The sequence below is a fragment of the Lacinutrix mariniflava genome (genome assembly GCF_001418015.1).
Lineage (GTDB): Bacteria > Bacteroidota > Bacteroidia > Flavobacteriales > Flavobacteriaceae > Lacinutrix > Lacinutrix mariniflava.
This window is the reverse complement of the sequence record NZ_LIQG01000026.1, coordinates 948,572-971,957: the sequence shown is the minus strand read 5'-3', so window position 1 is coordinate 971,957 and position 23,386 is coordinate 948,572. Positions and strand designations below refer to the sequence as shown.

Sequence of the window (23,386 nt, the reverse complement as noted above, 5' to 3'; positions counted from 1 at the left end):
GTTTTATGTTTTTAATTAATTTTCATTTATTAAAATTCTTTCTTTAAATATTCGATAGCTTCATCAAAACTATCAAAAAAAGGCGTGTTATACTTATTGCAAAGCACATTTATATAACGTCTTTGATAAAATTTATTTGGACAAACAACCACCAATTTAGAAGATTTTACATACATCCCTAATTCTAGTATAGAGATGGGCGACTTAGAATCTTCTTTAAAATTTAATATAATCTTATCTGATATAATTAAAGCATCTAATTCCCATTCAATATGTTCTTTCATTTGAGAATCGCTAAAATCGTTATGCTCAATTCTAGTAGCATCTAAAAAATGAACCAAATGTTTCATTTCTTGCATTATTTTTTGCCTCCAACTATTAGACTCATTAAAATCCATACTTCCTGCTAAAAAATAATATTTTTTACGCTCTTCTTTTAATGGCAATATGTTTTTTGACGTATAAATCATTATTTATTTCGTCCTATTTCGTTTGGGTATAATGTGTATACGTTATCACTTTGAAAAACATCTTTAGTATCAATATCTATTGCTGATAACTTACCTTTAAATGCTGCTCCGGTATCGACATTCCATACATTTATAGCATTAATTGGAGTATCTATATTAAAATTAGTTGTTGGTGTATGGCCTATATAAATTTCGTGATAATGCTTTAGCCTTTTAGGATAAAAATTTGAGTCTGTTGTTATGTTTTTATCCATTGCTAAAGCCATTTCCCAAAGTGTTCTATCGTAATAAACATTTTCTTTATTAACTTCTTTTTCTACACCATTTAATGATGTAAAACCTGCGTGAAGGAATAATCGATTTTTATCATCAAGAATATAAAGCTTCATGTTTTTGAAAAAACTAAGATGTGTCGATTTTTCAGCTTCAGAAAACCCATCGTAACTCTCCATAGTTTCTTTTCCTCCATGTTGAAACCAGACCGGATTTACCTCTTCTGTCTCTAACCATTGCTCACACCAAACATCATGATTTCCTTTTATAAATTTACAATTGTATTGTTCTGAAAATTCTATTAAAAACTGAATAACCTGAGCCGCATCACTCCAACCATCGACATAGTCTCCTAAAAAAGTGAAGCTATCGTTTTCTTTAATTTCTACACGTTCTAATAATTGCTCTAAAGCTTTTAATCCGCCGTGGATATCTCCTATTGCTAATGTTCTATTCATAATATTAATGATGCCAAATTAATCCATTTTCATTCAAGTCGAACTGAAATCGTTGTGCGTCTCCAAATTCTTTAAAGACTCTTTTTTTGCCAAGAATTATTTCTTCATAAGCAAGGTACATCTGGTAAGCCGCAATATGAAATGGCATTCGACCACATCCAGTACATAATCCAGGAATACTTACTGAGTTGATAGCATTATTTTTTTTACAAGCTATTAATATTCCTTTCATAGCTAAATATGGATTTACAGAAGTTGCTATATTAAAATTCATTGGTACTCGCATTGTTGGAGCTGATATTAAAAACGGAACTTTTGAATCTCCTGTTTCTAAAGTTATGGTTTTACCTACTAACAATTCACCCTCATCAGATTCGTAAATCAATTTTTTAAGACTATCTTGAATGTGCCAACCAAATCGTTCAGACAACACATAGTCTAAACTTCCATCCATAAACCCAAATGAATTAGCAGGACTTACCACAGCATCGCACTCAATTTTAGAAATATCACCTTTTATTATTTCTACGTTATCAATTTCAGAAAAATATTTGCTCCAAGCCTTTCCTAGAAACTCATCTATAAATACAAGTTTAATTTTCATAATTCAATTTTTAAAATTAATAAACTCTATTGGAACTCTATCTGTTAACCAAACATCATTTTTTGATTGGTAGAATTTAAATCCTTTTTTAAACATGTCACCTGTTCTCACACTTAAAACCAATGGTTTTCCTCGTCTTGACCCAACAGTAATTGCTGTATCTATACTTTTACTTAGGTGCACGTGTTGCCTACTCCTTTTTTGTAGTCCTTCTTTTCTAATCGCTCCTATAAACTTAGAAACCGTCCCATGATATAGGAACATTGGTGGTTCTACTGCTTCAAATTCTAAATCAATAGTTTTTACTGAGTGTCCTTGATTTGCCCTAATTTTTGTTTCATCCTCATTAAATGAGAAACGTTGCTTATCATTTGTAATAACAATTGTTTTTAATTCTTCTACTGAAAAAAAAATCCTTCTACTTTTAGATTTTGTTTGTAACTCATCTATAATTGCCCAACCGTTTTTATCAAGTCTTAAATCTATATGCTCTGGATCGTGTCTTAAAACTAGGCTTAAAAATTTGCTTATTCTTTTTTTATCTTTCTCATTCATTATAGTAAATTTTGATAAATCTCAAAGTTTTCATCATCAAAGCAAACAAAAATCACCTTTTCTAAATCATTAAACTCTTTTACTGTTTGCATCGCTATCTCTGCAGCTAATTGTTTTGGAAAACGATATATTCCTGTACTAATGTTTGGAAAAGCTATCGTTTTTAAACCATGTTCTTTTGCTAACAATAAGCTGTTTTTGTAACAATTAATTAAAGCCTGTTTTTCTTTTTCCAAACGTTTTCCTCCATTATAAACTGGACCAACTGTATGTATTACTTTTTTTGCTGGCAAGTTTCCTGCTGTTGTAATTACAGCCTCTCCTGTTTTACATTTTCCTTGACGATTTCTAATCTCTTGACAGGCTTCTAAAATATCTTTTCCTCCGGCACGATGTATTGCACCATCTACTCCACCGCCACCTAAAAGAGAAGAATTAGCCGCATTTACAATAGCGTCTGCTTCTACTTTAGTGATGTCTCCTTTTATTATTTTAATTCTTAATTTCATTTTAATAATTCTTCTAATTTAACAACCTCAACACCTTCATCAATTGTTCTAAAACTATTGGTAGAATATATTTTAGTAAACGTTTCATTTAACTCATCAACACCTTTACTAAAAATACCGTGACTTACTGCTAAGTAAAGATTTCCTGCATTTTTATTTTTAAGTTCTTTAGCCAAACCTAAAAAGGTTCCACCTCCATCGCAAATATCATCAACTATTAAGCAGTCTTTTCCTTTTAAATCGTCTTCGTAAACTTTAAACCCTTCTAGTTTTCCGTTTTTTACATTTCGTTTTTTAGAACACTCTACTACTTCAACACCTCCTAAATATTCTGAAACTTTATATATTTTCTTTAAGGCACCTCCATCTGGTGAAATTAAAATTAAATCTGTTCCTATATTTTTTATAACCTCCTGGATAAAAGTATGGTTAGAGATAGATTCGCAGTTGTTTAGTACAGCAGATGTTACTTCGGAATGTGCATCGAATACCGTTACTTTATTTAAGTTTAGAGCATTTAAAATATCTGCATATACTTTTACAGATAATGGTTCGCCTTGCACCATAACACGATCTTGCCTCGCTGCAGGAAAATAAGGAATAAACACATTAATTTTCTCTATTTGAAATCTTTGTAAAGCATCTATAGCTAATAGCAACAAACCAAAATCGTTAAAAGATTTTGTTCTTGCTGTTACTGTAACCTCTTTAATATTTGATAAATCTGATGTGATTTTAATATGTGGTTCTCCTCCAGAAAAAGTAAAAGATTGAAATTCTATACTATTTTCTTTACCAAAAGGAGCGAACTGAGAATCTAAATTTAAATACATTTGCGTTGTTTTTACACAAATATAAAAGATTTAATGGTTGCGGCAAAACATTTTGTGTAAAATTTACACAAACTTAATTTCAAAATGAAAGCCTTCCTTTAAAAGACTATCATATTTTGTGGTATTAAACTTAAATAATTTAGCAGGTCTTCCACTTCCTTTTTGTGACATCTTATTTGTTTCTTCTAAAATGCCATAGCTCATTATTTTCTTACGGAAGTTTCTACGATCTATTTCTTTTTCAAGAATTGAAGTATATAAATGTTCTAAATCTGAAAACGGAAATTCCTTATTAAGCAAGTCGAAACCTATAGGTTGGTATGTTAATTTAGACTGTAATCGTGACTTTGCCATTTCGAAAATTGTTTGATGATCGAATGCAAGATTAGGTAAGTTATCTACAGAAAACCATTGTGCTTCTTGAGCATCTGTATCTGCTTTTATTGTAAAATGATTTGGCTTTACTAGTCCGAAATAACTAATTGAAATTACGCGATTTCTTGGATCACGATTTGGTTTCCCAAAGGAGTATAACTGCTCTAAATAATCTATAGTAACTCCCGTTTCTTCTTTTAATTCTCTCTTTACAGCGTCTTCAAGTGATTCGTTTTCTAAAACCAACCCTCCTGGTAACGCCCAAGAATTCTTAAAAGGCTCGATACCTCTTTTTATTAATAAAATGGAAAGATTTCCTTTAGACTCGTAACCAAACACAACAGCATCTACTGCAACTTTGATATCTTGTTTTACAGACATATATTTTGTGTATTATCAACACAAATATAAACATTAATTAAAGACTATAAATTAATGCAATTATAAATTAGGGGCTTTTTGAATGTGTTGCGCGTGCAAAATCTGCTTAAAACAAAGCGCTTACAGATTTCCAGTTTTACTAAAAATACTGACCAATACCAAAAACCAATCCTTGTGTATCTCCATTGGTTACACCAAAACCATAATCGATTCTAAAAATAGCATTAAAGATACGTTTATGTATAAAACGCAAACCTAAACCAGGGTAGATTCTAATATTTTGTGCGTTTCCAAAATCTCCTAAATCACCTCCTGGATTTCTCCATGAGCCAGCATCTACAAAAGCATTACCTTGAAGTGCAAACCAATCTTTTTCGTAAACAGTATGTCGATATTCGGTATTTAAAACCACAGCTCCTGTGCCACGATCTATTGTATTACCAACACCTCTTATGTTTAAATTATTATCTACAGAAAACGGTGCAAAAGGTGTATCATCATTAGAAGAAAAACCAACTCGTAATCTACTTGCCCAATTACCTTTATCTCCTACTCTTTTGTAATAATGAAAATCGTTCCAACCAATTATAAATTCTGGCAAATCATCACTTGTAGAGGTGACATATTGCAGATTAAACACACTTTTAAAACCTGAGACATATTGGTAGTAATAATCTAAATTATTAAACTCATAAATACCTTTGTATAAGAGTTTTTTTACTGATAGCGCTTGTGGTACAGATGGATTTGTTGCTCCTGCTAAATACTGATATTCTTCAAGAAAGTAATTAATTCCAAATTCAAAACGGTTCTTAAAATTTGGTTGATACAAAGCTAAAACCTCATAAGATTTATTTCTATATTTATAATCTGAAGTTGTATTATCGAAAAAAACTGGCTCTTGCGTGTTTAAATCTTGATGATTTAATGCTAAACCCAATTCACGACTAAATAAAAAAGGAGCTCTTAAATTAATACCGTAAGAGCTGAAAATATCTTTCTGGTAAAATCCTCCAAAAGTAATGTTTTGTCCTAATGCATTAAATTCGTATAAACCTAAACGATACGCAAACTCATCGTCGTTAGTTGTATATACATTTACAGATGGAATAATAGTAAAATTCTCTTCAACATTATAAAACACATTGTAATTATTATCATTAGATAAAAATACTTGATAATAAGCATGCGCCACAGCTGGCAACCGTTTTAGTCGTTTTATATCTTCTTCTAAAATAGTTGAATCTAAAACGGCTCCAGCTCTAGCCTTCGCTATTTTTTTTATAAAAGAAGATTTAAGTTTTTTATTGCCCTGAATTTTCAAGTCTAAAATTACGTTCTCTTGCGCGCTGGTAGTATTGAAAAAAATTCCGAATATAAAAAGAAGAGCTATGTTATATCTCATGGTGTATTAAAAGCTTTTTGAGACACTAAATTAACCCAATTATCAAGGCTAACGTCCATTAAAGTAAAATTGTAATTTGTATTATTTTCTAATACAGGAATACCTTCTGTTATGTTCAAAACCACATTTGCGGTGTCGTAAAATTTAAAATTAGCGTCGTATGTATAAGTGCCAGAAACTAAATCGTTATTGGCATTAGACACTATTTGAAAATAAATAGCATTATCACCAAACGCATTAGCTTGCCATAAAAAATGAGGCATTAACTCTTGGTCTAAATCAATATTAACATCTGTATTCCAGACCGTTGGTTTTTGTATTTGTTTTGTACGAATAGGATTAGATATTTTAATATCATTTCCTAATTCGTAAGTAATAACTATCCATTTTTCTATATCGGTATGTCTTGTAAACTTTCCTAAAGATCCATTAAAAAACGGCTCACTTTCTAAAACTAAGTGCTGGTATTTGGTGTAATCTAATTTATTAACAGCTGCAGTTTCTGTTTCATAGTATCTAACATTTGTTGCTCCATCTTCTGGATAATAAAATGTTAAAATAGCATTAGAATTTTCGTCTTTTGCTGCACAAGCTATAACTGCTCCTGTTTCTGTACTATTATTCAACAAATAATCTGCTAATACATTAGATACCGCAGCACTGTCATCATCACTAGAACATGATAATATGGTAAAACTAATTATAAAGATTATTAACTGTTTCATTATTGCTTTTTAAAATGGGCTTTAATAATTTCCTCAACAGGCTTGTTTTGCGGTGTAAACTGACTATTATTCTCACCACCTACAGTATCATGCTCAATAAACCATTTCCATACAAAACCACCAGCAAACCAATCTTCTTTCCAGAAGGTTTCAAACAAAGCTTTAGTTGTATTATTCTGTGCTTCTAGATTTACAACATTCATGCTTCTTTCGGATTTCCAAGGTTCTTTACCTGCATAATCAACACTTCTGTATCCATATTCTGTAAACAAAATTGGCTTTTTGTATGTATCTGAAACCTCCTTTATTACAGGCTTATGTACTTTCCAACCTAACAAACATTCTTCAACCGTTGGCGTTTTACTATCACTAACAGGAAAATAAGCATCTACTCCAATGTAATCTAACTCACTCCAAAAAGGAGTACGTTTAAACTCGTCCCAATTTGCGGCATAGGTTAGTTTTCCTTTATATATTTTTTTTATCTCTATAATTAACGCATTCCAATACTCAGGTCTGTTGGCTACAAATTGCTCTAACTCTGTACCAATACAAAATATATCTGCATTAATTTCTTGAGCTAAATCGGCATATTCTAAAATAAAACTCGAATAAGAGGCTTCCAGTTTTTGCCAATCTTCTTCAACTTCCATTTTTATGTAACCCGTAAATTCTCCACGCCAAACCCAAATTTGAGGTTTAATCATTATTTTTATGCCTTTCGCTTCTAAACTATTAGCATATTGTTTAACACCTGCTCTAGATTCACCAAACCATTGCCTGTCTGTATTATGAACAATCTCTGGGTGTTTTAGATCTTTAATAAACCCAAAAGGCATAACAGTAGCATAATTTGCATTAACGGCTACAACTGGATTTACATGTTTGTCTGTAACAGGAATTCCCGCAGCAACAAAACTTACACCATTAATTTTAGTTTGCGATGTGCAAGATTGCAATACACAAATAAGACATAAAAAAAGGAGATTAATGTATTTCATAGTGTTTAATTATTTACGAAATATAAGAAAAAGATCCCGCTAATAATGCGAGAGACTTTATCTATACCTTTTTATCTTAAAATTTAATTTACTAGAATAATGCTCTAACTCCTAAGCTAAACGTATTACCTAATCCTTGAAAATTATTACCTCTTACTATTTTTCCATAAGATGCCTCAAGATTTAATGTTTGTGTTAATTGGTATTTACCACCAAAACCTAACTGTGTATAATTCTGTTCGAATTCATTCCCTAAATCGATTAAAAATGCTTGTTGTGCATTTACAAATAATGTAGATTTAGCAGAAGGAAAATAACTTAAAAAGGCACTTACTGGTAAAAATAAACTGTTGTTTGCAAAACGCTCTCCAATATTAACGGCTTCACCACTTTCTACAGCATCTGTAGAAGATTCTCCAAAGTTAAAACCAAAATCTGCTTCTGTAAATATTTGCCAATCTCCACCACCAAAGGTTTTATCGTAGAAAAATTTTGTTTCCCAAAACGTACTTCTCTTATCTAAATAAGCAGGTACTGCTTCATCTTTAAATATTGGTAAGTATAAAGAACTTGTAATAGAAAAATTAGGCACACTAGCAAAAGGCTGAACTCTTATAGATGGAGCAATAGTTGTAAAACCACTTCTTGAATCTGTCCCATTATTATCAAAATCGAAGACGCTAAAAGCATTTTGTCCACCGTAATTATTCGCTCTTATTTGAACAATTAAACCCACATTTATTCTTGAGTTATTACTTACACCTGTGTAAACTTCTGTGGTGTTTGTAAAAAAGTTCTGTCTATCAATATCAAAAGATTCTCCTGTACCAGCTCCAGTTGTTTTTGTTTGTGTGTAAAGACTATTAAAAAACTTAATATCCCATTGTCCTTTATTTAATAATTTACTTGGTGTAAATTCTTGAACATTACTTCTAGCTGGCTCATTGTCTTCTTGTGAAAACCCTATAAATCCTACTGCTAATGTTATTGCTAATACTATTACTTTTTTCATTTCCTTGGTTTTAATTTTATTCTTAATTAGTTATTGTTTGTTTATTTTCCAGTTGTAATCAAAATACGAGAGCTTATAATCTGTTGGAATTTTCTCTGTTCTAAACGTATTAATGTATTCTATCTCTGTTGTTCCATTCATAGTAAAATCTTCTTTATACCATTCTAAAATCTTAGAACCTTCAACACGTTTCTTTTTAGCATTAACTTTAATAAAGTAATCACCATTAAAAGCTAACTTCGCTTGTTTTTGTAATTGTGCCTCTAATGTACTTGGCAAATAAGCCTTTCCTATTAATGGAGGGCAACCTACAGCCCCACATACTAAAACAAAGTGAAAACGAGGGTCTTTAAATTGTGCTCTTAAAAGTTTGTGCTCTATATCGTTTAACACAATACTCTTGCCTGCTAAACTGTGCTTTGTTTTATCGAAAAAACCTTTATCATCTAAAGGTGAATTTGTTGGATAATTATCTATTAATCCTTTAATTACAGATAAGTTATAAGCATTTATCCAAAAGGCTTGATAGTTTTTAGCATCACTTTTAGAAACTGTAATACCTTCGGCTATTTTTAATACTTCATCAAGAGTACTTGTATCTTTTTTAATGGCATCGTAGGCCACTTTTCCGTTTAAAACATTTGCTTTTAAAAATGCATCTGCTTGTTTAAAGAATGTATCTAAGTTTTGCGCTTTCGCGGAAAAGCCTCCTAATAAAATTAATGCTACTACTATTATTTTTTTCATTTCAATATTTTTTAACCTATTATTATTTCTGAAAAACTTCAGATAAAATTTACATTCTAATTGTTATAACTTTTGCTTCAGTCTAAAACTCTTTCAAAAACTTTCAACAACTTTCAAAAAAATGTTAAAAAATTAACGTCTCTTTATCGCATTAAAACTTACAATCATCGGTAATTTATATCTATTCTAAATATCTTTTTGAAATTAAGTTTTTACCTTGTCAAGCGACCTACTGTAAATAGAATTAAAAAAACAAACCAAAATATGGAACATGTAGTTATTATAGGAAATGGAATTTCGGGTGTGACTGTAGCCAGACATATTAGAAAAAATTCTGATAAAAAAATCACCATTGTCTCTGCCGAAACCGATTACTTTTTTTCCCGTACTGCTTTAATGTACATATACATGGGACACATGAAGTTTGAACATACGCAACCTTACGAGAATTCGTTTTGGAAAAAAAACCGTATCGAACTCAAAAAAGGTTTTGTAGAAACAATAGAAACAACCTCTAAAACACTTCATTTTACAGGAGGTGATATTTTAGAATACGATAAATTAGTAATTGCAACTGGTAGTAAACCAAACAAGTTTGGTTGGCCTGGACAAGACTTAGAAGGCGCACAAGGTTTATACAGCAAACAAGATCTTGATAGTATAGAACGTAATGCACCAGACAATAAAACCTGTAAACGTGCAGTAATTGTAGGCGGAGGATTAATAGGAATTGAATTAGCCGAGATGTTAAATTCTAGAAGCATACCTGTTACCTTTTTAGTAAGAGAAGACAGTTTCTGGAACGGTGTTTTACCTAAAGGTGAAAGCGCAATGATAAACAGACACATTAAAAACCACCATATCGACTTACGTCTATCCACTAATTTACAAGAAATAAAATCTGACGAAAACGGCAGAGTAAAATCTATAGTTATTACAGAAACAGGAGAAGAGATAGAATGTAATGTTGTTGGCTTAACTGCAGGTGTAGCACCTAATATCGATTTTCTTAAAACGTCTAATATTGAAACTAACAGAGGTGTTTTAGTTAACAGACAATTAGAAACAAATATTCCAGATGTTTATGCTATTGGCGATTGTGCAGAGCAACGCGATGGTGGTATTGGACAACGTAGGACAATTGAAGCCGTCTGGTATACTGGTAGAATGATGGGAGAAGTATTAGCACAAACCATTTGTGGCAATCCTCTTGAGTACAAGCCAGGACATTGGTTTAATTCTGCTAAGTTTTTAGACTTAGAGTATCAAACTTACGGTTGGGTATTTGCAGATCGCGGGCGTCCGGAATACGAAGAACATTTTCACTGGATCCATGAAGACGATACAAAATGTATAACCGTAGCTTACCATAAAGACACTAAAGCCTTTTTAGGCATTAATACTTTTGGTATTAGAATGCGACACGAAACATTCGATCGCTGGTTAACCGAAAAGCGCGATGTAGATTACGTTATTAAAAATCTACCAGAAGCCAACTTCGACCCAGAATTCTATAAGCATTTTGAAAAAGACATTCTAGCCACTTACAATAACAGATTACAAACCGTATAACCCCCAAAAAATGAGCAATAAAATAGATCATAGTATGTCTTTAGCATCACCAGATGCTTTAAACATAACTACAAAACAAAAAATAGCCTTAGCCTTTGGTTTAGTAGGATTATTTATACTAGTACTCGCTTTATTTAATGTAGACTTCCCAAATAGAGCCGTATTTTTAACACTTTCACTAGGCTTAGTTATTGGTGGTACAATTGTATATTCTAGAGAAGCCTATCTAACAAAATTAGAAGGTATTAAAAACGATGGTGTTTGGTTTAAATCTTTAACCTCTAGAGGTGTTTTAGGTTGGGCATTAGGTATTGTACTAACTGTATTTTACATTGTACTTTACTTTTTTCCTGCATTATTAGGACTAGGAACTAATGGAGAGGCAAATACGGGATTAGTTGCACTGTTCGACCCTTTAAGTAACCTTTTAAGTGGTAACAATGCTAGCCAATGGTTTGTTTATGGTACTTTATATACTGTCGCTATTTTAGCATTTGGTTATAAATTTATGCTAAAATACAGACATAACCGTTACCAACAATTACGTACCGGGTCTGTAATGTTTTTTCAAACAGCATTCGCTTTTGTAATTCCAGAATTAATGGCACGTTTAAACTCAGATGATTTTTCATTACCATATAACGACCTTAAAAACATGTGGCCTTTAAACTATTATGCTTTCGACCAATGGAGAGTAGACCAGTTTATAAATGCACAAACAGTTGGGTTATTTTTCTTAATCTTAGGTGTTGTAATGGTTTTTGTAATCTCACCTTATTTAACATACAAATACGGTAAACGTTGGTATTGTTCTTGGGTTTGTGGATGTGGAGGATTAGCAGAAACAGCAGGAGATTCTTTTAGGCAATTAAGTAATAAAGGCGTTAAAGCATGGAAGTTTGAAAGATGGATGATTAATTCTGTCCTTGTTTTTTCAATAGTAACAACAGTAGCTGTAATCTCAACATTTTTAGGTTACGACTCAGAAAAATACTGGTTTACAAAAGGTGTATTTTTAATTAGTATTGGTGTATTCTTAACACTATTATTAGCAGGTATACTATACTACAAAAGAAAAGAATTAAACAAAAGTGCTTTTAGAGGTGCTATTGGTTACTACATTTTAACCATTGCATTTTTAGTATTCTATTCATTTTTCGATTTAAGTCAAATAAAAATTAATGCTAGCTATTTCTCTTTTGGCTTAAACCAAAACACTTACAATTTCGACAGTGCATTAAGAAGCTTTTACGGATTTGGAATTGGCTCAATATTCTCTGGAGTAATTGGTACAGGATTCTATCCTATTTTAGGAAACAGAGCTTGGTGTAGAATGGGTTGTCCAATGGCAACAATTATGGGAATTCAACAACGTTTATTTTCTAAATTTAGAATTACAACAAATGGAGGACAATGTATCTCATGTGGAAATTGTTCTAACAGTTGCGAAATGGGAATCGATGTGCGTGCTTACGCTCAAAAAGGAGAAAACATAGTACGTTCAAGTTGTGTTGGTTGTGGTGTTTGTAGTGCTGTTTGTCCAAGAGGAGTATTAAAATTAGAGAATGATAGTATGGATGGAAGAATAAATCCGACTGAAGTATTATTAGGAAACGATGTTGACCTAATGGACTTTGTAAATAAAAATTAAGTCTAAGTAGTTACGCCACTACCTTTTAGCCCAAAATGAGAAACACACTATTCATATTAATATTGCTTATAAGTTTTAACGCTTTCGCGGAAAAAACCTACTCGAAGGCACATTATAATGATGGTACTTTAAAAGCTGAAGGCTGGATAGAAAACAAACTTAAAACAGGCTATTGGAAATTTTATCATCAAAACGGAAACTTAGAAAAAACAGGTGAATTTAATAACGATTTACACACCGGTTTCTGGAAGTTTTATCACGAAAATAGTAACCTAGAAGCAGAAGGTCATTTTTTAAATAGTAAACGCTCTGGTTTTTGGGCTTACTTTTTTAAAGATAAAATGAAAAACAAAGTCGGCTATTTTGAAAACGGACAAGAAACAGGTTTTTGGAAAGACTATTACACCAATGGTAACATTATGCGTGAAGGTTTTTACAGTAAAGGTCTTTTTAATGGGTATTGGAAATTCTATCACTTTAGTGGTAAACTAAAAAAAGAAGGTAACTTTGCAAACGGAAAACCATTAGAATTCTGGAAAAACTATTATAATAATGGCAATATAAAATCCGAAGGCTTTTTTACTAACGGGCAAAAACATGGTTTCTGGTCTTATTATTTCGATAATGGAAAGCAAGAAAAAACAGGATTTTACAAAGCTGGGCTAGAAACCAAATATTGGACGTTTTACAACAGCAATGGCACTAAAGAAAAAGAAGGTCGTTTTGTAAATGGTAAAAAAGCAGATTGGTGGTTGTTTTACGATAGTATGGAAAAAGTAAATCATCGTTGTCAATTAAAAGACAATCAAAAAAACGGTTATTGCTTAATGTATAAAAACGAAAAACTAGTAGCTGCCAGTAAATTTTCCGAAGGAAAAAAAATTAAAACGTGGACAGATTTGGCCACTTTTAAAAAAGAAAATAAATTAAGTGATCTTAAGTAAATGTCTAAAATAAAAGTAATTATTCCTGCTTATAACGAGCAAGATTCCATAGCAAATGTTATTCGAGACATTCCAGAAACTGTAGAAGAGATTATTGTAATAAACAACAACTCTACAGACGATACCGTTAAAAATGCTAAAAATGCAGGCGCAACAGTACTAACAGAAAACAATAAAGGCTACGGCTATGCCTGTTTAAAAGGCATGGAATACATTGCTAAACTTAACGAAAAACCCGATATTATCGTTTTTTTGGATGGCGATTATAGCGATTACCCAGAAGAATTAACCAAATTAATTGCACCAATACTAAATGATGATATAGATTTTGTAATTGGATCTAGAGTTAAACGACTTAGAGAAGGTGGCTCAATGACACCGCAACAAGTTTTTGGTAATTGGTTAGCTACGTTTCTAATGACATTGTTTTTTGGAGCTAAATACACAGATTTAGGACCCTTTAGAGCCATTAAATATAATAAGCTACTAGGTTTAAACATGGAAGACAAAACCTATGGTTGGACAGTAGAAATGCAATTAAAAGCATTAAAACAGAAATTATCGTACGTAGAAATACCTGTTAAATACAAACAAAGAATTGGAGTAAGTAAGGTCTCTGGAACAGTAAAAGGTACTATATTTGCAGGTTTTAAGATATTAGGATGGATTTTCAAATACAGTTTTAAAAAGTGATTTATTTAAACTTAGTTATTATTATTATTTACTCTGTAGCACTGCTGCTTATCTTTATGTATGCATTGGCTCAGTTAAATCTGCTCTTCAATTATCTCTCTGCTCAAAAAAAGAAGGTAAAAACACCGCATTTAGATTTTAACAATCCAGATAAAGTCCCATTCGTAACCATACAGTTACCTGTTTTTAACGAGGAATATGTAATGGAGCGTTTACTTGTAAATATTGCGCTTATGGAGTATCCAAAAGGCAAACTAGAAATTCAAGTTTTGGACGATTCTACAGACAATACTGTAGAAACTACATGTGCTCAAATTAATGCCTTAAAAGAACAAGGATTAGACATCGTGCATATTTGTAGAACCAATCGCCAAGGTTTTAAAGCCGGTGCCCTAAAAGAAGGCTTAAAAGTTGCTAAAGGCGAATTTATTGCCATTTTCGATGCCGATTTCCTACCTCAAAAAGACTGGCTAAAAAAGACCATACCACATTTTGTAGATCGTAATATTGGTGTCGTGCAAACCCGTTGGGGACACATAAATAGAAACTATTCTACATTAACAAAAATTCAAGCCTTTGCTTTAGATGCACATTTTACATTAGAGCAAGTAGGTAGAAACTCTAAAGGTCATTTTATTAATTTCAATGGTACTGCTGGCGTTTGGCGTAAGCAATGCATTTTAGACGCAGGAAATTGGGAAGGCGACACATTAACCGAAGACCTAGATTTAAGCTACAGAGCACAGCTTAAAAACTGGAAATTCGAATACCTCGAAGATGTTGTAACTCCTGCCGAATTACCTGTGGTTATTAGTGCAGCACGTTCTCAACAATTCCGTTGGAACAAAGGTGGCGCAGAAAACTTTAGAAAAATGATGTGGAGAGTTTTAAAAAGCAAGAACATTTCCTCAAAAACAAAACTACACGGTTTACTACATTTACTTAATAGTACTATGTTTTTAAACGTACTTATTGTAGGTATATTAAGTATTCCAATGCTCTATATCAAAAACGAATATGCGCATTTAAAACCATACTTTTATGTTATGAGTTTCTTTGTGGTTAGTACCATCATTTTCTTTATTTGCTATTGGACAATGTATAAACGTTCTTATGGCGGAGGCTTTAAAAACTTTGTGCAATATATTGGTATGTTTTTTACCTTTTTCTCTATCGCAATGGGCTTTAGTTTACATAACTCTATTGCAGTAATAGAAGGCCATATAGGAAAACGAAGTGACTTTGTACGTACACCAAAATTCAATATTAGTAGCATTAAGGATACCTGGAAAGGCAACAAGTACTTAAAGAAAAACGTCTCTGTAAACGTTATTTTCGAAGGCTTACTAATGTTATATTTTGCATTTGGTATGTACAGCGCATTTATAGTTGGCGATCAAGGTGGCGATTTTGGTTTGTTCCCATTTCACTTAATGTTAACTGTTGGTTTTGGTTTTGTATTTTTTAAATCCTTAACTTCTAAAGCATAATTTTATTTTTGGTTTGCAATAAACTTGCTTAATTGGGCGTTTCTTTTCACTCATACCTACAAGGTTTTAGAAACCTTGCAGGATCGCAAAAAGTCGCGCTTTCCGCTATATCTTTTTTAAGAAAAATAAAAAAGGATGCCGCATTAATCGCTAACGCAGGTTTACCAAAAGCAAATTCTTAAATTATAGAATTTATATAAAACCCATGTTCAACGCTTCTATATTTAAAATAAAAAAACTACAACTGTTACTAACCATAATAAGCGCCGTTCTTTATTTTGTGTTCGCTTATCATTTAGAAAGAACAGAGCATTTTAAGCTTGTATTAATTTACACAGTACTGTTTATTTCTTTTTATGTGTTGCTTAAAAACAATACCGAGAACATCAAGTTTCTTACAGCAGTTGCCTTTATATTTCGAGCTATTTTTATATTAGCCATTCCCAATTTATCTCAAGATTTTTATCGTTTTATATGGGATGGACGTATGATTCTCGAAGGCTTAAATCCATACTTATACACACCAGAATCTTTTATATCACAAGGTCAATTTCCAGTAGCTCAAGCTCAAGAATTGTATGTTGGTATGCGCGAACTTAACGCTAGCCATTTCACCAACTATCCACCAGTAAACCAATTGTGTTTTATTATTGCTGGTATTTTTGCTAACAAAAGTATTGTTGGTGCCGCAATGGTTTTAAGACTACTAATTATTGCTGCAGACTTTGGAACACTTTATTTTGGAAAAAAGCTTTTAGAAAAACTAAAACTACCTGTACATAATATTTTCTGGTACATTTTAAATCCCTTTATAATAATAGAACTCACAGGAAACCTGCACTTCGAAGGTGTCATGATTTTCTTTTTAGTTTGGAGCTTATACTTATTACATGCTAACAAATGGAAATTAGCTGCAGTAGTTTTTGCATTATCCATTGCAACCAAGTTAGTACCACTTATGTTCTTACCATTATTTTTTTGGTGGTTTTATAAACGTAAAGACCAATCCCATGCCATTAACAGCGAAACGAAACAATCTGTCAAAAAGAACGAGATCGACACACTTCCACTTCACTCAGTGCAGGCTTCGCAAACTCTTGGTAATAACATTTGGATAGGAATGACAAAACTAATAACCTTCTACACCATAGTTATAGCAACAACCTTGCTTCTTTTCGCTCCATTTTTCTCAACCCAATTTATAAACAACTACTCAAAAACGGTCGGTTTATGGTTTGGAAATTTTGAATTTAATGCCAGTATTTATTATATTCTACGCGAAATTGGTTATTGGTTTAGAGGCTGGAACGAGATTGCTATTATTGGTAAAGCATTACCTATAATTACCGTTTTATACATTCTATGTTTATCATTATACAGAAAAAAAACAGACGTAAAAAAATTAATTATAGCCATGCTATTTAGTTTTACTATTTACTTATTTTTAAGCACAACTGTACATCCTTGGTACATAGCAACTATTCTTAGTTTAAGTGTGTTTACAAACTATAAGTTTCCCTTAGTGTGGAGTTTTATTGTTATTATTAGCTATCTCGCTTATGCAAACGCAGCCAACACCGAGAATCTTTGGATTATTGGCTTGGAGTATTTGGTCGTTTTTAGTGTTTTTATTTGGGAGGTTTTTATTAAAAATAAAAAAGAATTACAGTAAAGTTTCATTTTTAAGTAATGTCCTAAAACAATTATCTTTTAGTAGTTAATAACAAAATTATGATGATTTGAATACTTGCCCTAACATCCGAATAAAACAAATAGAATTATCAAAAAGATAGTAATAAACAAAAAAAATCACATGTTCTCACATGTGAATTTTTTTTATAGATATAAACTTAATACTAATTAACCTTTTGTAGTTTCGTAATAGTAAGCACTTCTGTTTCACTCTCGAAACCGTCGCTATCTTCTTCAGTTTCAATAACAGTTGTATAAGTCACTTGCATAGTTACACCTAGAAATGTATCAGACTTTAAATCGAAAGCCTTTAAAGCTTCTTCACTAACATTCTGAAACGTTATTGTACTTTCATCTTCATCTTCATTTGTGAAAATAAAATTATAACCATAATCTTCTGCTCCATCAAAAATGGCTGTAATGGTATTAGAATCTTGACTAGAACCAGTAATTATTGTTTCAACTTTAAAACTTGATAACGCTAACATAAAAACCGCTACCAATACTACTTGAATTATTTTTTTTGACTTCATTTTGAATAGTTTTATTATTATTTAAAAATCTTTGAAAACTTTATTTTACTCCAAGTAAAATAAGCTAATCTCTTGTCTAAAATAGTAGATGTTATATGCTCGCTTTATATTGTTTTTATATTATTAATTATAAAAAACATCGTTTACTAATCTTCATCGTTATCTTCCATTTCTGGATCTTGTACAGCTTCTGGATCATTATCATCGAAGTCTTCGTAATCGTCTTCATCATAATTATCCATAGTTACTTCAAGCTTCTCACTGACTTTTACCAAATACTTTGTGTCTTCAGTAATAAGTTCTACAGCTTCAATTAACTCATTTTTGGCATTTTTAAACGAGACAATATCGCGATCGTCATAACCATCTGGAAACTTGTCTACTAACATGGCTAGAATTTCAGGAGTCAATTTTTTAAAATCGACTATCACTCGTTTTAAATTTTCGTGTCTGTTTTTCATTACTTATTATTTTTAATTCTGCTTTAGCAAAACTATCATCTTATTTTATATAAAAATACTATTTACTATTATCAATTCTAACAACATTGTAAAAATCTTTTCGTCTATCCTTTAAATTTTTTACAGCTCCAAAAGAATGTAATTCTCTTAGCAAACTTAAATCTACGTCTGCAACTAAAATCATTTCTGTATTTGTTGTTGCTTCTGCCTTAATTCCATAACTTGGAAACGAGAAATCGCATGGTGTAAATACGGCAGATTGCGCGTATTGGATGTCCATATTATTCACGTTTGGTAAGTTACCAACAGAACCTGCGATTGCAACATAACATTCGTTTTCTATTGCTCTTGCTTGAGCACATAAACGCACACGAGAATAGCCATTTTGAGTATCTGTTAAAAACGGAACAAATAAAATATCCATACCTTCATCTGCAAGTAAACGAGATAACTCTGGAAACTCAGAATCATAACAAATTAAGATTCCTATTTTTCCTGCATCGGTTTCGAACGTTTGTAATTTATTACCACGTTGCATACCCCAAACTTTTGCCTCGTCTGGTGTAACATGTATTTTCTCATAACGTTCTAGACTGCCATCTCTTCTACATAAGTAACCTACATTAAATAACTTATCCTCTATTAATTCTGGCATACTACCAGTAATAATATTAATGTTATAAGAGATAGATAATTGCTGCATTTTCTCGACAATTACCTTTGTATATTTCGCTAATTCTCTAATAGCATCCGGCTCATGTAAATGGTTATATTTAGCCATAAGTGGTGCATTAAAGAACTCTGGAAATAATGCAAAATCTGATCTGTAAGCAGCTACACTATCTACAAAATACTCTACTTGTTGCATTAACTCTTCCAAGCTATTGTAAGTACGCATTTGCCATTGTATTAAACCTAACCTCACAACAGTTTTTACTGTACTTGCCTTTTTGCTTTTCTTAGTATAATAGATGTTATCCCACTCCATTAATACTGCATATTCATTTGATGCAGTATCACCTTCTAAATAGCCTTTTAAAACACGAACAGGATGAAAGTCGTTAGAAATTTGAAAGTTTAAAACAGGATCATGAATTTCTTTGCGTTTTACTTTTTCAATATATTCTTTAGGTGTAAACTCTTTATGTTTATGATAGTTTGGCATTCTACCGCCAAAAACAATGCCTTTTAAATTTAAGTTTTCACAAATTTCTTTTCTATAATCATACAAACGTCGTCCTAAACGCAACCCTCTATACTCTGGTTTTATAAAAACATCAATACCATAAAGCACATCGCCATCTGGATCATGATTTTTAAACGAATCGCCTCTAATTATATCTGCATAGGTATGCTCATCGTCTATCAAATCGTAATCAACAACAAGAGACAAAGCGCAACCAGCTAATTTTCCATCGATTTTTATAACCACTTGCCCTTCAGGAAATATAGTAGTTAAACGTGCGATGTGGTCTTTCTTCCAAAAAGAATCAAGAACTCCACCATAAGACTCAAGTGTTGCCGATTTTAATTCCTCAAAATCATCAACAGTTAAGTACTTTAATTCGATGTTTTCAATTTTATGGTCTTCCATTATAGGTTTAAGAGGTAAGCAAAAATTAATGGTGCCACAATTGTAGCATCACTTTCAATAATAAATTTAGGCGTATCAATATCTAGTTTTCCCCAAGTAATTTTCTCGTTTGGTACTGCTCCAGAATACGACCCATAACTTGTTGTAGAATCACTAATCTGACAGAAATAACTCCAAAAAGGTGTTTCTGGGCGCTCCATATCTTGGTATAACATTGGTACTACACAAATAGGAAAATCACCTGCAATTCCACCTCCAATCTGGAAGAAACCAATACCTTTAGATGAATTATCTGTGTACCAATCTGCTAAAAACGTCATGTATTCTATTCCAGATTTTACTGTACTTGCTTTTAATTCGCCTTTAAGAACGTAACTTGCAAAAATATTTCCCATCGTACTGTCTTCCCAACCTGGACAAACAATAGGTAGGTTTTTTTCGGCAGCTGCATACATCCACGAATCTTTTAAATCGATTTCGTAGTACTCCTCTAAAACGCCAGACAATAACATTTTGTACATGTATTCGTGTGGTAGAAAACGCTCTCCAGCAGCTTCGGCATCTTTCCATATTTTTACAATATGCTTCTGCAATCTTCTAAAGGCCTCTTCCTCTGGAATACATGTATCTGTAACACGGTTTAATCCTTTTTCCAACAAATCCCATTCGTCTTGAGGTGTTAAATCGCGATAATTAGGCACACGTTTGTAATGTGAGTGCGCTACTAAATTCATGATATCCTCTTCAAGGTTTGCTCCAGTACAAGAAATAATTTGCACTTTATCTTGTCTAATCATTTCAGCAAAACTTTTACCAAGTTCCGCAGTACTCATTGCTCCTGCAAGCGACACTAACATTTTAGCTCCACTTTCTAATTGCGCCTCGTAACCTTTTGCTGCATCAACCAAAGCTGCTGCATTAAAATGTAAATAATGTTTTTCTATAAATTGTGAAATTGGTCCTTTAGTACTCATCGTCTTCGTTGTATTTTGCACTGTTATTTTTTTCTTTTAAAGTCTTGAATTCATTATCAAAATCATCTCCTGCATCATCACTTTGAAATTTGTAACTCAACATTTTGTAGTATAATTTAGCTGCTAAAAAATCTGAAGATTTCTCCTCTTTATTCGGGCATAATTCTACTATATCGAAACCTACTACATTTTTTTCTGTAAAAACCTGCTTTAAATATTCTAGAGTTTCGTACCATAATAATCCTCCTGGCTCTGGAGTTCCTGTACTTGGCATAATTGAAGGATCGAAAACATCTAAATCTATTGTAATAAAAACATTCTCCGTCATTTGATCTATTGAAGAATCCACCCAAGTATCATCCATCGCCATTTCATGCGCAAAATAAGTTTTCTCCTTGTCCATTACAGTCGTTTCAATAACGTCCATAGAGCGAATTCCAACTTGTATTAAATTTGTTGTTTGGCTAGCTTCGTAAACCGCACAAGCATGGTTACATTTTGAACCCTCATATTCCTTACGCAAATCTGCATGTGCATCTAATTGTAATACCGTTAGGTTTGTATACATCTCGTTAAACGCGCGAATTGTACCTATAGAAATTGAATGTTCTCCACCAAAAATAGTAACGAACTTGTTCTTTTTAATATAACTTTTGGTTGCTTTATGCACAGCCTCTACCATTGCTTCCGGTGAGCTATTTTCTGTTACTGCATCTGCAAGGTAAACACCTTGTTTATAAACTTCGCTCTCAGTTTCAATATCGTAAAGCTCCATGTTTTCTGAAGCACTTAAAAAAGCCTCAGGACCTTTGTCTGCTCCTTTTTGCCAAGTGCTTGTACCGTCGTAAGGCACAGGAATTAATACGATTTTTGCTGTTTCAAGTTTCGAAAATTCTTCCGAAATACCTGCATAAGATTTAGTTTGCATAGCCTAAAATTTTAAGTAAGTCTTCACTTTTTTGTTGTTCACTAAATAATTTTGTTGTTATATTTCCGTCTGTATCTTTATCTATTAAAATGTGTTTTGGCGACGGTATCAAGCAGTGTTGCAAACCTCCAAAACCACCTATAGTTTCTTGGTAAGCACCTGTGTTAAAAAACCCAATGTATAATGGTTTTTCTTTATTGTACTTTGGTAAATAAATGGCGTTCATGTGCTGCTCGCTATTGTAATAATCATCGCTATCACACGTTAAACCACCAAGTAGAACACGCTCGTAACTAGACTCCCATCTGTTAAGCGGCAACATTATAAAACGCTTGTTAATTGCCCAAGTATCAGGCAATGTTGTGATGAATGATGAATTTATCATGTTCCATTTCTCACGATCGTTTTGTTGTTTTTGGTACAAAATCTCGTAAATGGCTCCACCGCTTTCTCCAACTGTAAAGCTTCCAAATTCTGTAAAAATATTTGGCACATCTACACCTTCTTCCTCACAAGTTGTTTTAATTTGGTTTACTATTTCGTCTACTAAATACTCATAATCGAAATCGAAAACTAATGAGTTTTTTATAGGAAATCCACCACCAATATTTAAACTATCTAAACTTGGACAAATTTTCTTTAAGCTTGTATAGACCTTTAGACATTTTTGTAATTCGTTCCAGTAATAAGCATTATCTCTAATTCCTGTATTAATAAAAAAGTGCAACATTTTAAGGTTTACTTTTTTATTATCCTGAATTTGATTCTTGTAGAAAGGCACAATATTTTTGTATCCAATCCCTAAACGCGACGTGTAGAATTCGAATTTTGGCTCTTCTTCTGATGCTATACGGATGCCGACGTTAAATTTACCTTTTACTTGTTCGGATAATAAATCTATTTCCTCGTAATTATCAATAATTGGGATGCAGTTTTTCTGTCCTCCATTTATTAATCGCGCTATGTTTGTAATGTATTGTGCGCGTTTAAAACCGTTACTAATAATAAAAGTATCGTTATTTATTTTGCCTTCAGCTTTTAAGTTTTCTACAATATCTATATCGAACGCAGATGATGTTTCTATATGAATATCATTTTTTAAAGCTTCATGTAAAATATGTTTAAAATGTGAGCTTTTTGTACAATAGCAATAGTTGTAGTTTCCTTTATAATTATGCTTTTCTATCGCCTTTGCAAACCAGTCTTTTGCACGCTGAATATTATTAGATATTTGTGGTAAATAAGTAAATTTTAAAGGGCCACCATATTCTTCTACTAATTTCATAAGATCGATATCATGAAATTGTAATTGGTTTTTTTCTAGTTTGAATTCCTCTTGTGGGAAATCGAAAGTTTGATTGATTAAATCAATATATTTAGTATTCATTATTATTTAATAAAAATGTTAAAATTGAAAACAGTTAAAAAAAGGCTGAAATCTAGTTCAGTTTAAATAATAGTGAGGAATTCAGACCTGTATAATTAGGTCTGTTGTAGGCACAAAGC

At 32.2% G+C, this 23,386-nt stretch carries 25 protein-coding genes; 7 read left to right on the top strand and 18 right to left on the bottom strand.

All coding sequences use genetic code 11. The features are described 5' to 3' along the window. Positions 1-29 precede the first annotated feature (29 nt). The 12 genes from ASC44_RS11330 to ASC44_RS11275 form a co-directional block, all read right to left on the bottom strand. Positions 30-470: a nucleoside 2-deoxyribosyltransferase domain-containing protein gene (locus ASC44_RS11330; RefSeq protein ID WP_055447706.1), complete on the bottom strand. Its 441-nt coding sequence runs from the start codon at positions 468-470 to the stop codon at positions 30-32. Continuing rightward, complete coding sequence (locus tag ASC44_RS11325) at positions 470-1,201, bottom strand: metallophosphoesterase family protein (RefSeq protein ID WP_055447705.1); 732 nt, start codon at positions 1,199-1,201, stop codon at positions 470-472. Before ASC44_RS11325 ends, ASC44_RS11330 begins: the two co-directional genes overlap by 1 nt. 4 nt (positions 1,202-1,205) lie before the next feature. Next, positions 1,206-1,805, bottom strand: coding sequence for a macro domain-containing protein (locus ASC44_RS11320; RefSeq protein WP_055447704.1), 600 nt, complete (start codon positions 1,803-1,805; stop codon positions 1,206-1,208). Between the two features lie 3 nt (positions 1,806-1,808). Continuing rightward, on the bottom strand, positions 1,809-2,360 hold the full coding sequence (locus ASC44_RS11315; protein WP_055447703.1) for an RNA 2'-phosphotransferase: 552 nt from the start codon (positions 2,358-2,360) through the stop codon (positions 1,809-1,811). After that, a complete protein-coding gene (locus tag ASC44_RS11310) occupies positions 2,360-2,869 on the bottom strand; it encodes an O-acetyl-ADP-ribose deacetylase (protein ID WP_055447702.1) in 510 nt (169 codons plus the stop codon). The genes ASC44_RS11315 and ASC44_RS11310 overlap by 1 nt, the downstream gene beginning before the upstream one ends. Continuing rightward, positions 2,866-3,702, bottom strand: coding sequence for a ribose-phosphate diphosphokinase (prs, locus tag ASC44_RS11305; RefSeq protein WP_055447701.1), 837 nt, complete (start codon positions 3,700-3,702; stop codon positions 2,866-2,868). The genes ASC44_RS11310 and prs overlap by 4 nt, the downstream gene beginning before the upstream one ends. A gap of 63 nt (positions 3,703-3,765) precedes the next feature. After that, complete coding sequence (locus tag ASC44_RS11300; protein ID WP_055447700.1) at positions 3,766-4,458, bottom strand: NUDIX hydrolase; 693 nt, start codon at positions 4,456-4,458, stop codon at positions 3,766-3,768. A 139-nt stretch (positions 4,459-4,597) separates the two neighbouring features. Beyond that, a complete protein-coding gene (locus tag ASC44_RS11295; protein WP_055447699.1) occupies positions 4,598-5,863 on the bottom strand; it encodes a BamA/TamA family outer membrane protein in 1,266 nt (421 codons plus the stop codon). After that, complete coding sequence (locus ASC44_RS11290; RefSeq protein ID WP_055447698.1) at positions 5,860-6,588, bottom strand: hypothetical protein; 729 nt, start codon at positions 6,586-6,588, stop codon at positions 5,860-5,862. Before ASC44_RS11290 ends, ASC44_RS11295 begins: the two co-directional genes overlap by 4 nt. Continuing rightward, positions 6,588-7,589 carry a glycoside hydrolase family 113 gene (locus ASC44_RS11285; RefSeq protein WP_055447697.1) on the bottom strand — a complete coding sequence of 334 codons (1,002 nt, stop codon included), beginning with the start codon at positions 7,587-7,589 and terminating at the stop codon, positions 6,588-6,590. The genes ASC44_RS11290 and ASC44_RS11285 overlap by 1 nt, the downstream gene beginning before the upstream one ends. A gap of 91 nt (positions 7,590-7,680) precedes the next feature. Further along, positions 7,681-8,601 (bottom strand): hypothetical protein, encoded by a 921-nt coding sequence (locus ASC44_RS11280; protein ID WP_055447696.1) that lies wholly within the window; start codon positions 8,599-8,601, stop codon positions 7,681-7,683. A gap of 30 nt (positions 8,602-8,631) precedes the next feature. Beyond that, positions 8,632-9,348, bottom strand: a complete 717-nt coding sequence (locus ASC44_RS11275; protein ID WP_055447695.1) for a DUF547 domain-containing protein — start codon at positions 9,346-9,348, stop codon at positions 8,632-8,634. 264 nt (positions 9,349-9,612) lie between these two features. On the opposite strand from ASC44_RS11275, the gene ASC44_RS11270 reads away from it, so the two are divergent. The 7 genes from ASC44_RS11270 to ASC44_RS11245 are packed head-to-tail and all read left to right on the top strand — an operon-like array spanning position 9,613 to position 17,370. Next, positions 9,613-10,920, top strand: a complete 1,308-nt coding sequence (locus tag ASC44_RS11270; protein ID WP_055447955.1) for an NAD(P)/FAD-dependent oxidoreductase — start codon at positions 9,613-9,615, stop codon at positions 10,918-10,920. Positions 10,921-10,930: 10 nt separating this feature from the next. After that, positions 10,931-12,571, top strand: a complete 1,641-nt coding sequence (locus ASC44_RS11265; RefSeq protein WP_055447694.1) for a 4Fe-4S binding protein — start codon at positions 10,931-10,933, stop codon at positions 12,569-12,571. A gap of 35 nt (positions 12,572-12,606) precedes the next feature. After that, a complete protein-coding gene (locus tag ASC44_RS17940; RefSeq protein WP_152973318.1) occupies positions 12,607-13,515 on the top strand; it encodes a toxin-antitoxin system YwqK family antitoxin in 909 nt (302 codons plus the stop codon). Beyond that, positions 13,516-14,208, top strand: coding sequence for a glycosyltransferase family 2 protein (locus tag ASC44_RS11255; RefSeq protein ID WP_055447693.1), 693 nt, complete (start codon positions 13,516-13,518; stop codon positions 14,206-14,208). Positions 14,209-14,264: 56 nt separating this feature from the next. Continuing rightward, positions 14,265-15,698, top strand: coding sequence for a cellulose synthase family protein (locus ASC44_RS11250; RefSeq protein ID WP_420835943.1), 1,434 nt, complete (start codon positions 14,265-14,267; stop codon positions 15,696-15,698). A gap of 32 nt (positions 15,699-15,730) precedes the next feature. Continuing rightward, on the top strand, positions 15,731-15,880 hold the full coding sequence (locus tag ASC44_RS18055) for a hypothetical protein (RefSeq protein ID WP_161805019.1): 150 nt from the start codon (positions 15,731-15,733) through the stop codon (positions 15,878-15,880). Positions 15,881-15,903: 23 nt separating this feature from the next. Next, positions 15,904-17,370 carry an MptA/MptB family glycosyltransferase gene (locus ASC44_RS11245; RefSeq protein WP_055447692.1) on the top strand — a complete coding sequence of 489 codons (1,467 nt, stop codon included), beginning with the start codon at positions 15,904-15,906 and terminating at the stop codon, positions 17,368-17,370. Positions 17,371-17,554: 184 nt separating this feature from the next. On the opposite strand, the gene ASC44_RS11240 is transcribed toward ASC44_RS11245, so the two are convergent. From ASC44_RS11240 to ASC44_RS11215, 6 genes are all read right to left on the bottom strand, one after another. Then, on the bottom strand, positions 17,555-17,923 hold the full coding sequence (locus ASC44_RS11240) for a hypothetical protein (RefSeq protein WP_055447691.1): 369 nt from the start codon (positions 17,921-17,923) through the stop codon (positions 17,555-17,557). A 146-nt stretch (positions 17,924-18,069) separates the two neighbouring features. After that, on the bottom strand, positions 18,070-18,384 hold the full coding sequence (locus ASC44_RS11235; RefSeq protein WP_055447690.1) for a hypothetical protein: 315 nt from the start codon (positions 18,382-18,384) through the stop codon (positions 18,070-18,072). Positions 18,385-18,442: 58 nt separating this feature from the next. Further along, positions 18,443-19,978, bottom strand: coding sequence for a bifunctional GNAT family N-acetyltransferase/carbon-nitrogen hydrolase family protein (locus tag ASC44_RS11230; RefSeq protein ID WP_193787268.1), 1,536 nt, complete (start codon positions 19,976-19,978; stop codon positions 18,443-18,445). After that, positions 19,978-20,952 carry a deoxyhypusine synthase family protein gene (locus ASC44_RS11225; RefSeq protein WP_055447688.1) on the bottom strand — a complete coding sequence of 325 codons (975 nt, stop codon included), beginning with the start codon at positions 20,950-20,952 and terminating at the stop codon, positions 19,978-19,980. Before ASC44_RS11225 ends, ASC44_RS11230 begins: the two co-directional genes overlap by 1 nt. Continuing rightward, positions 20,942-21,880: an agmatinase gene (gene speB / locus ASC44_RS11220; protein WP_055447687.1), complete on the bottom strand. Its 939-nt coding sequence runs from the start codon at positions 21,878-21,880 to the stop codon at positions 20,942-20,944. The genes ASC44_RS11225 and speB overlap by 11 nt, the downstream gene beginning before the upstream one ends. Then, entirely contained in the window at positions 21,870-23,267 is a 1,398-nt protein-coding gene (locus tag ASC44_RS11215; protein WP_055447686.1) for an arginine decarboxylase, read from the bottom strand. Before ASC44_RS11215 ends, speB begins: the two co-directional genes overlap by 11 nt. Positions 23,268-23,386 lie beyond the last annotated feature (119 nt).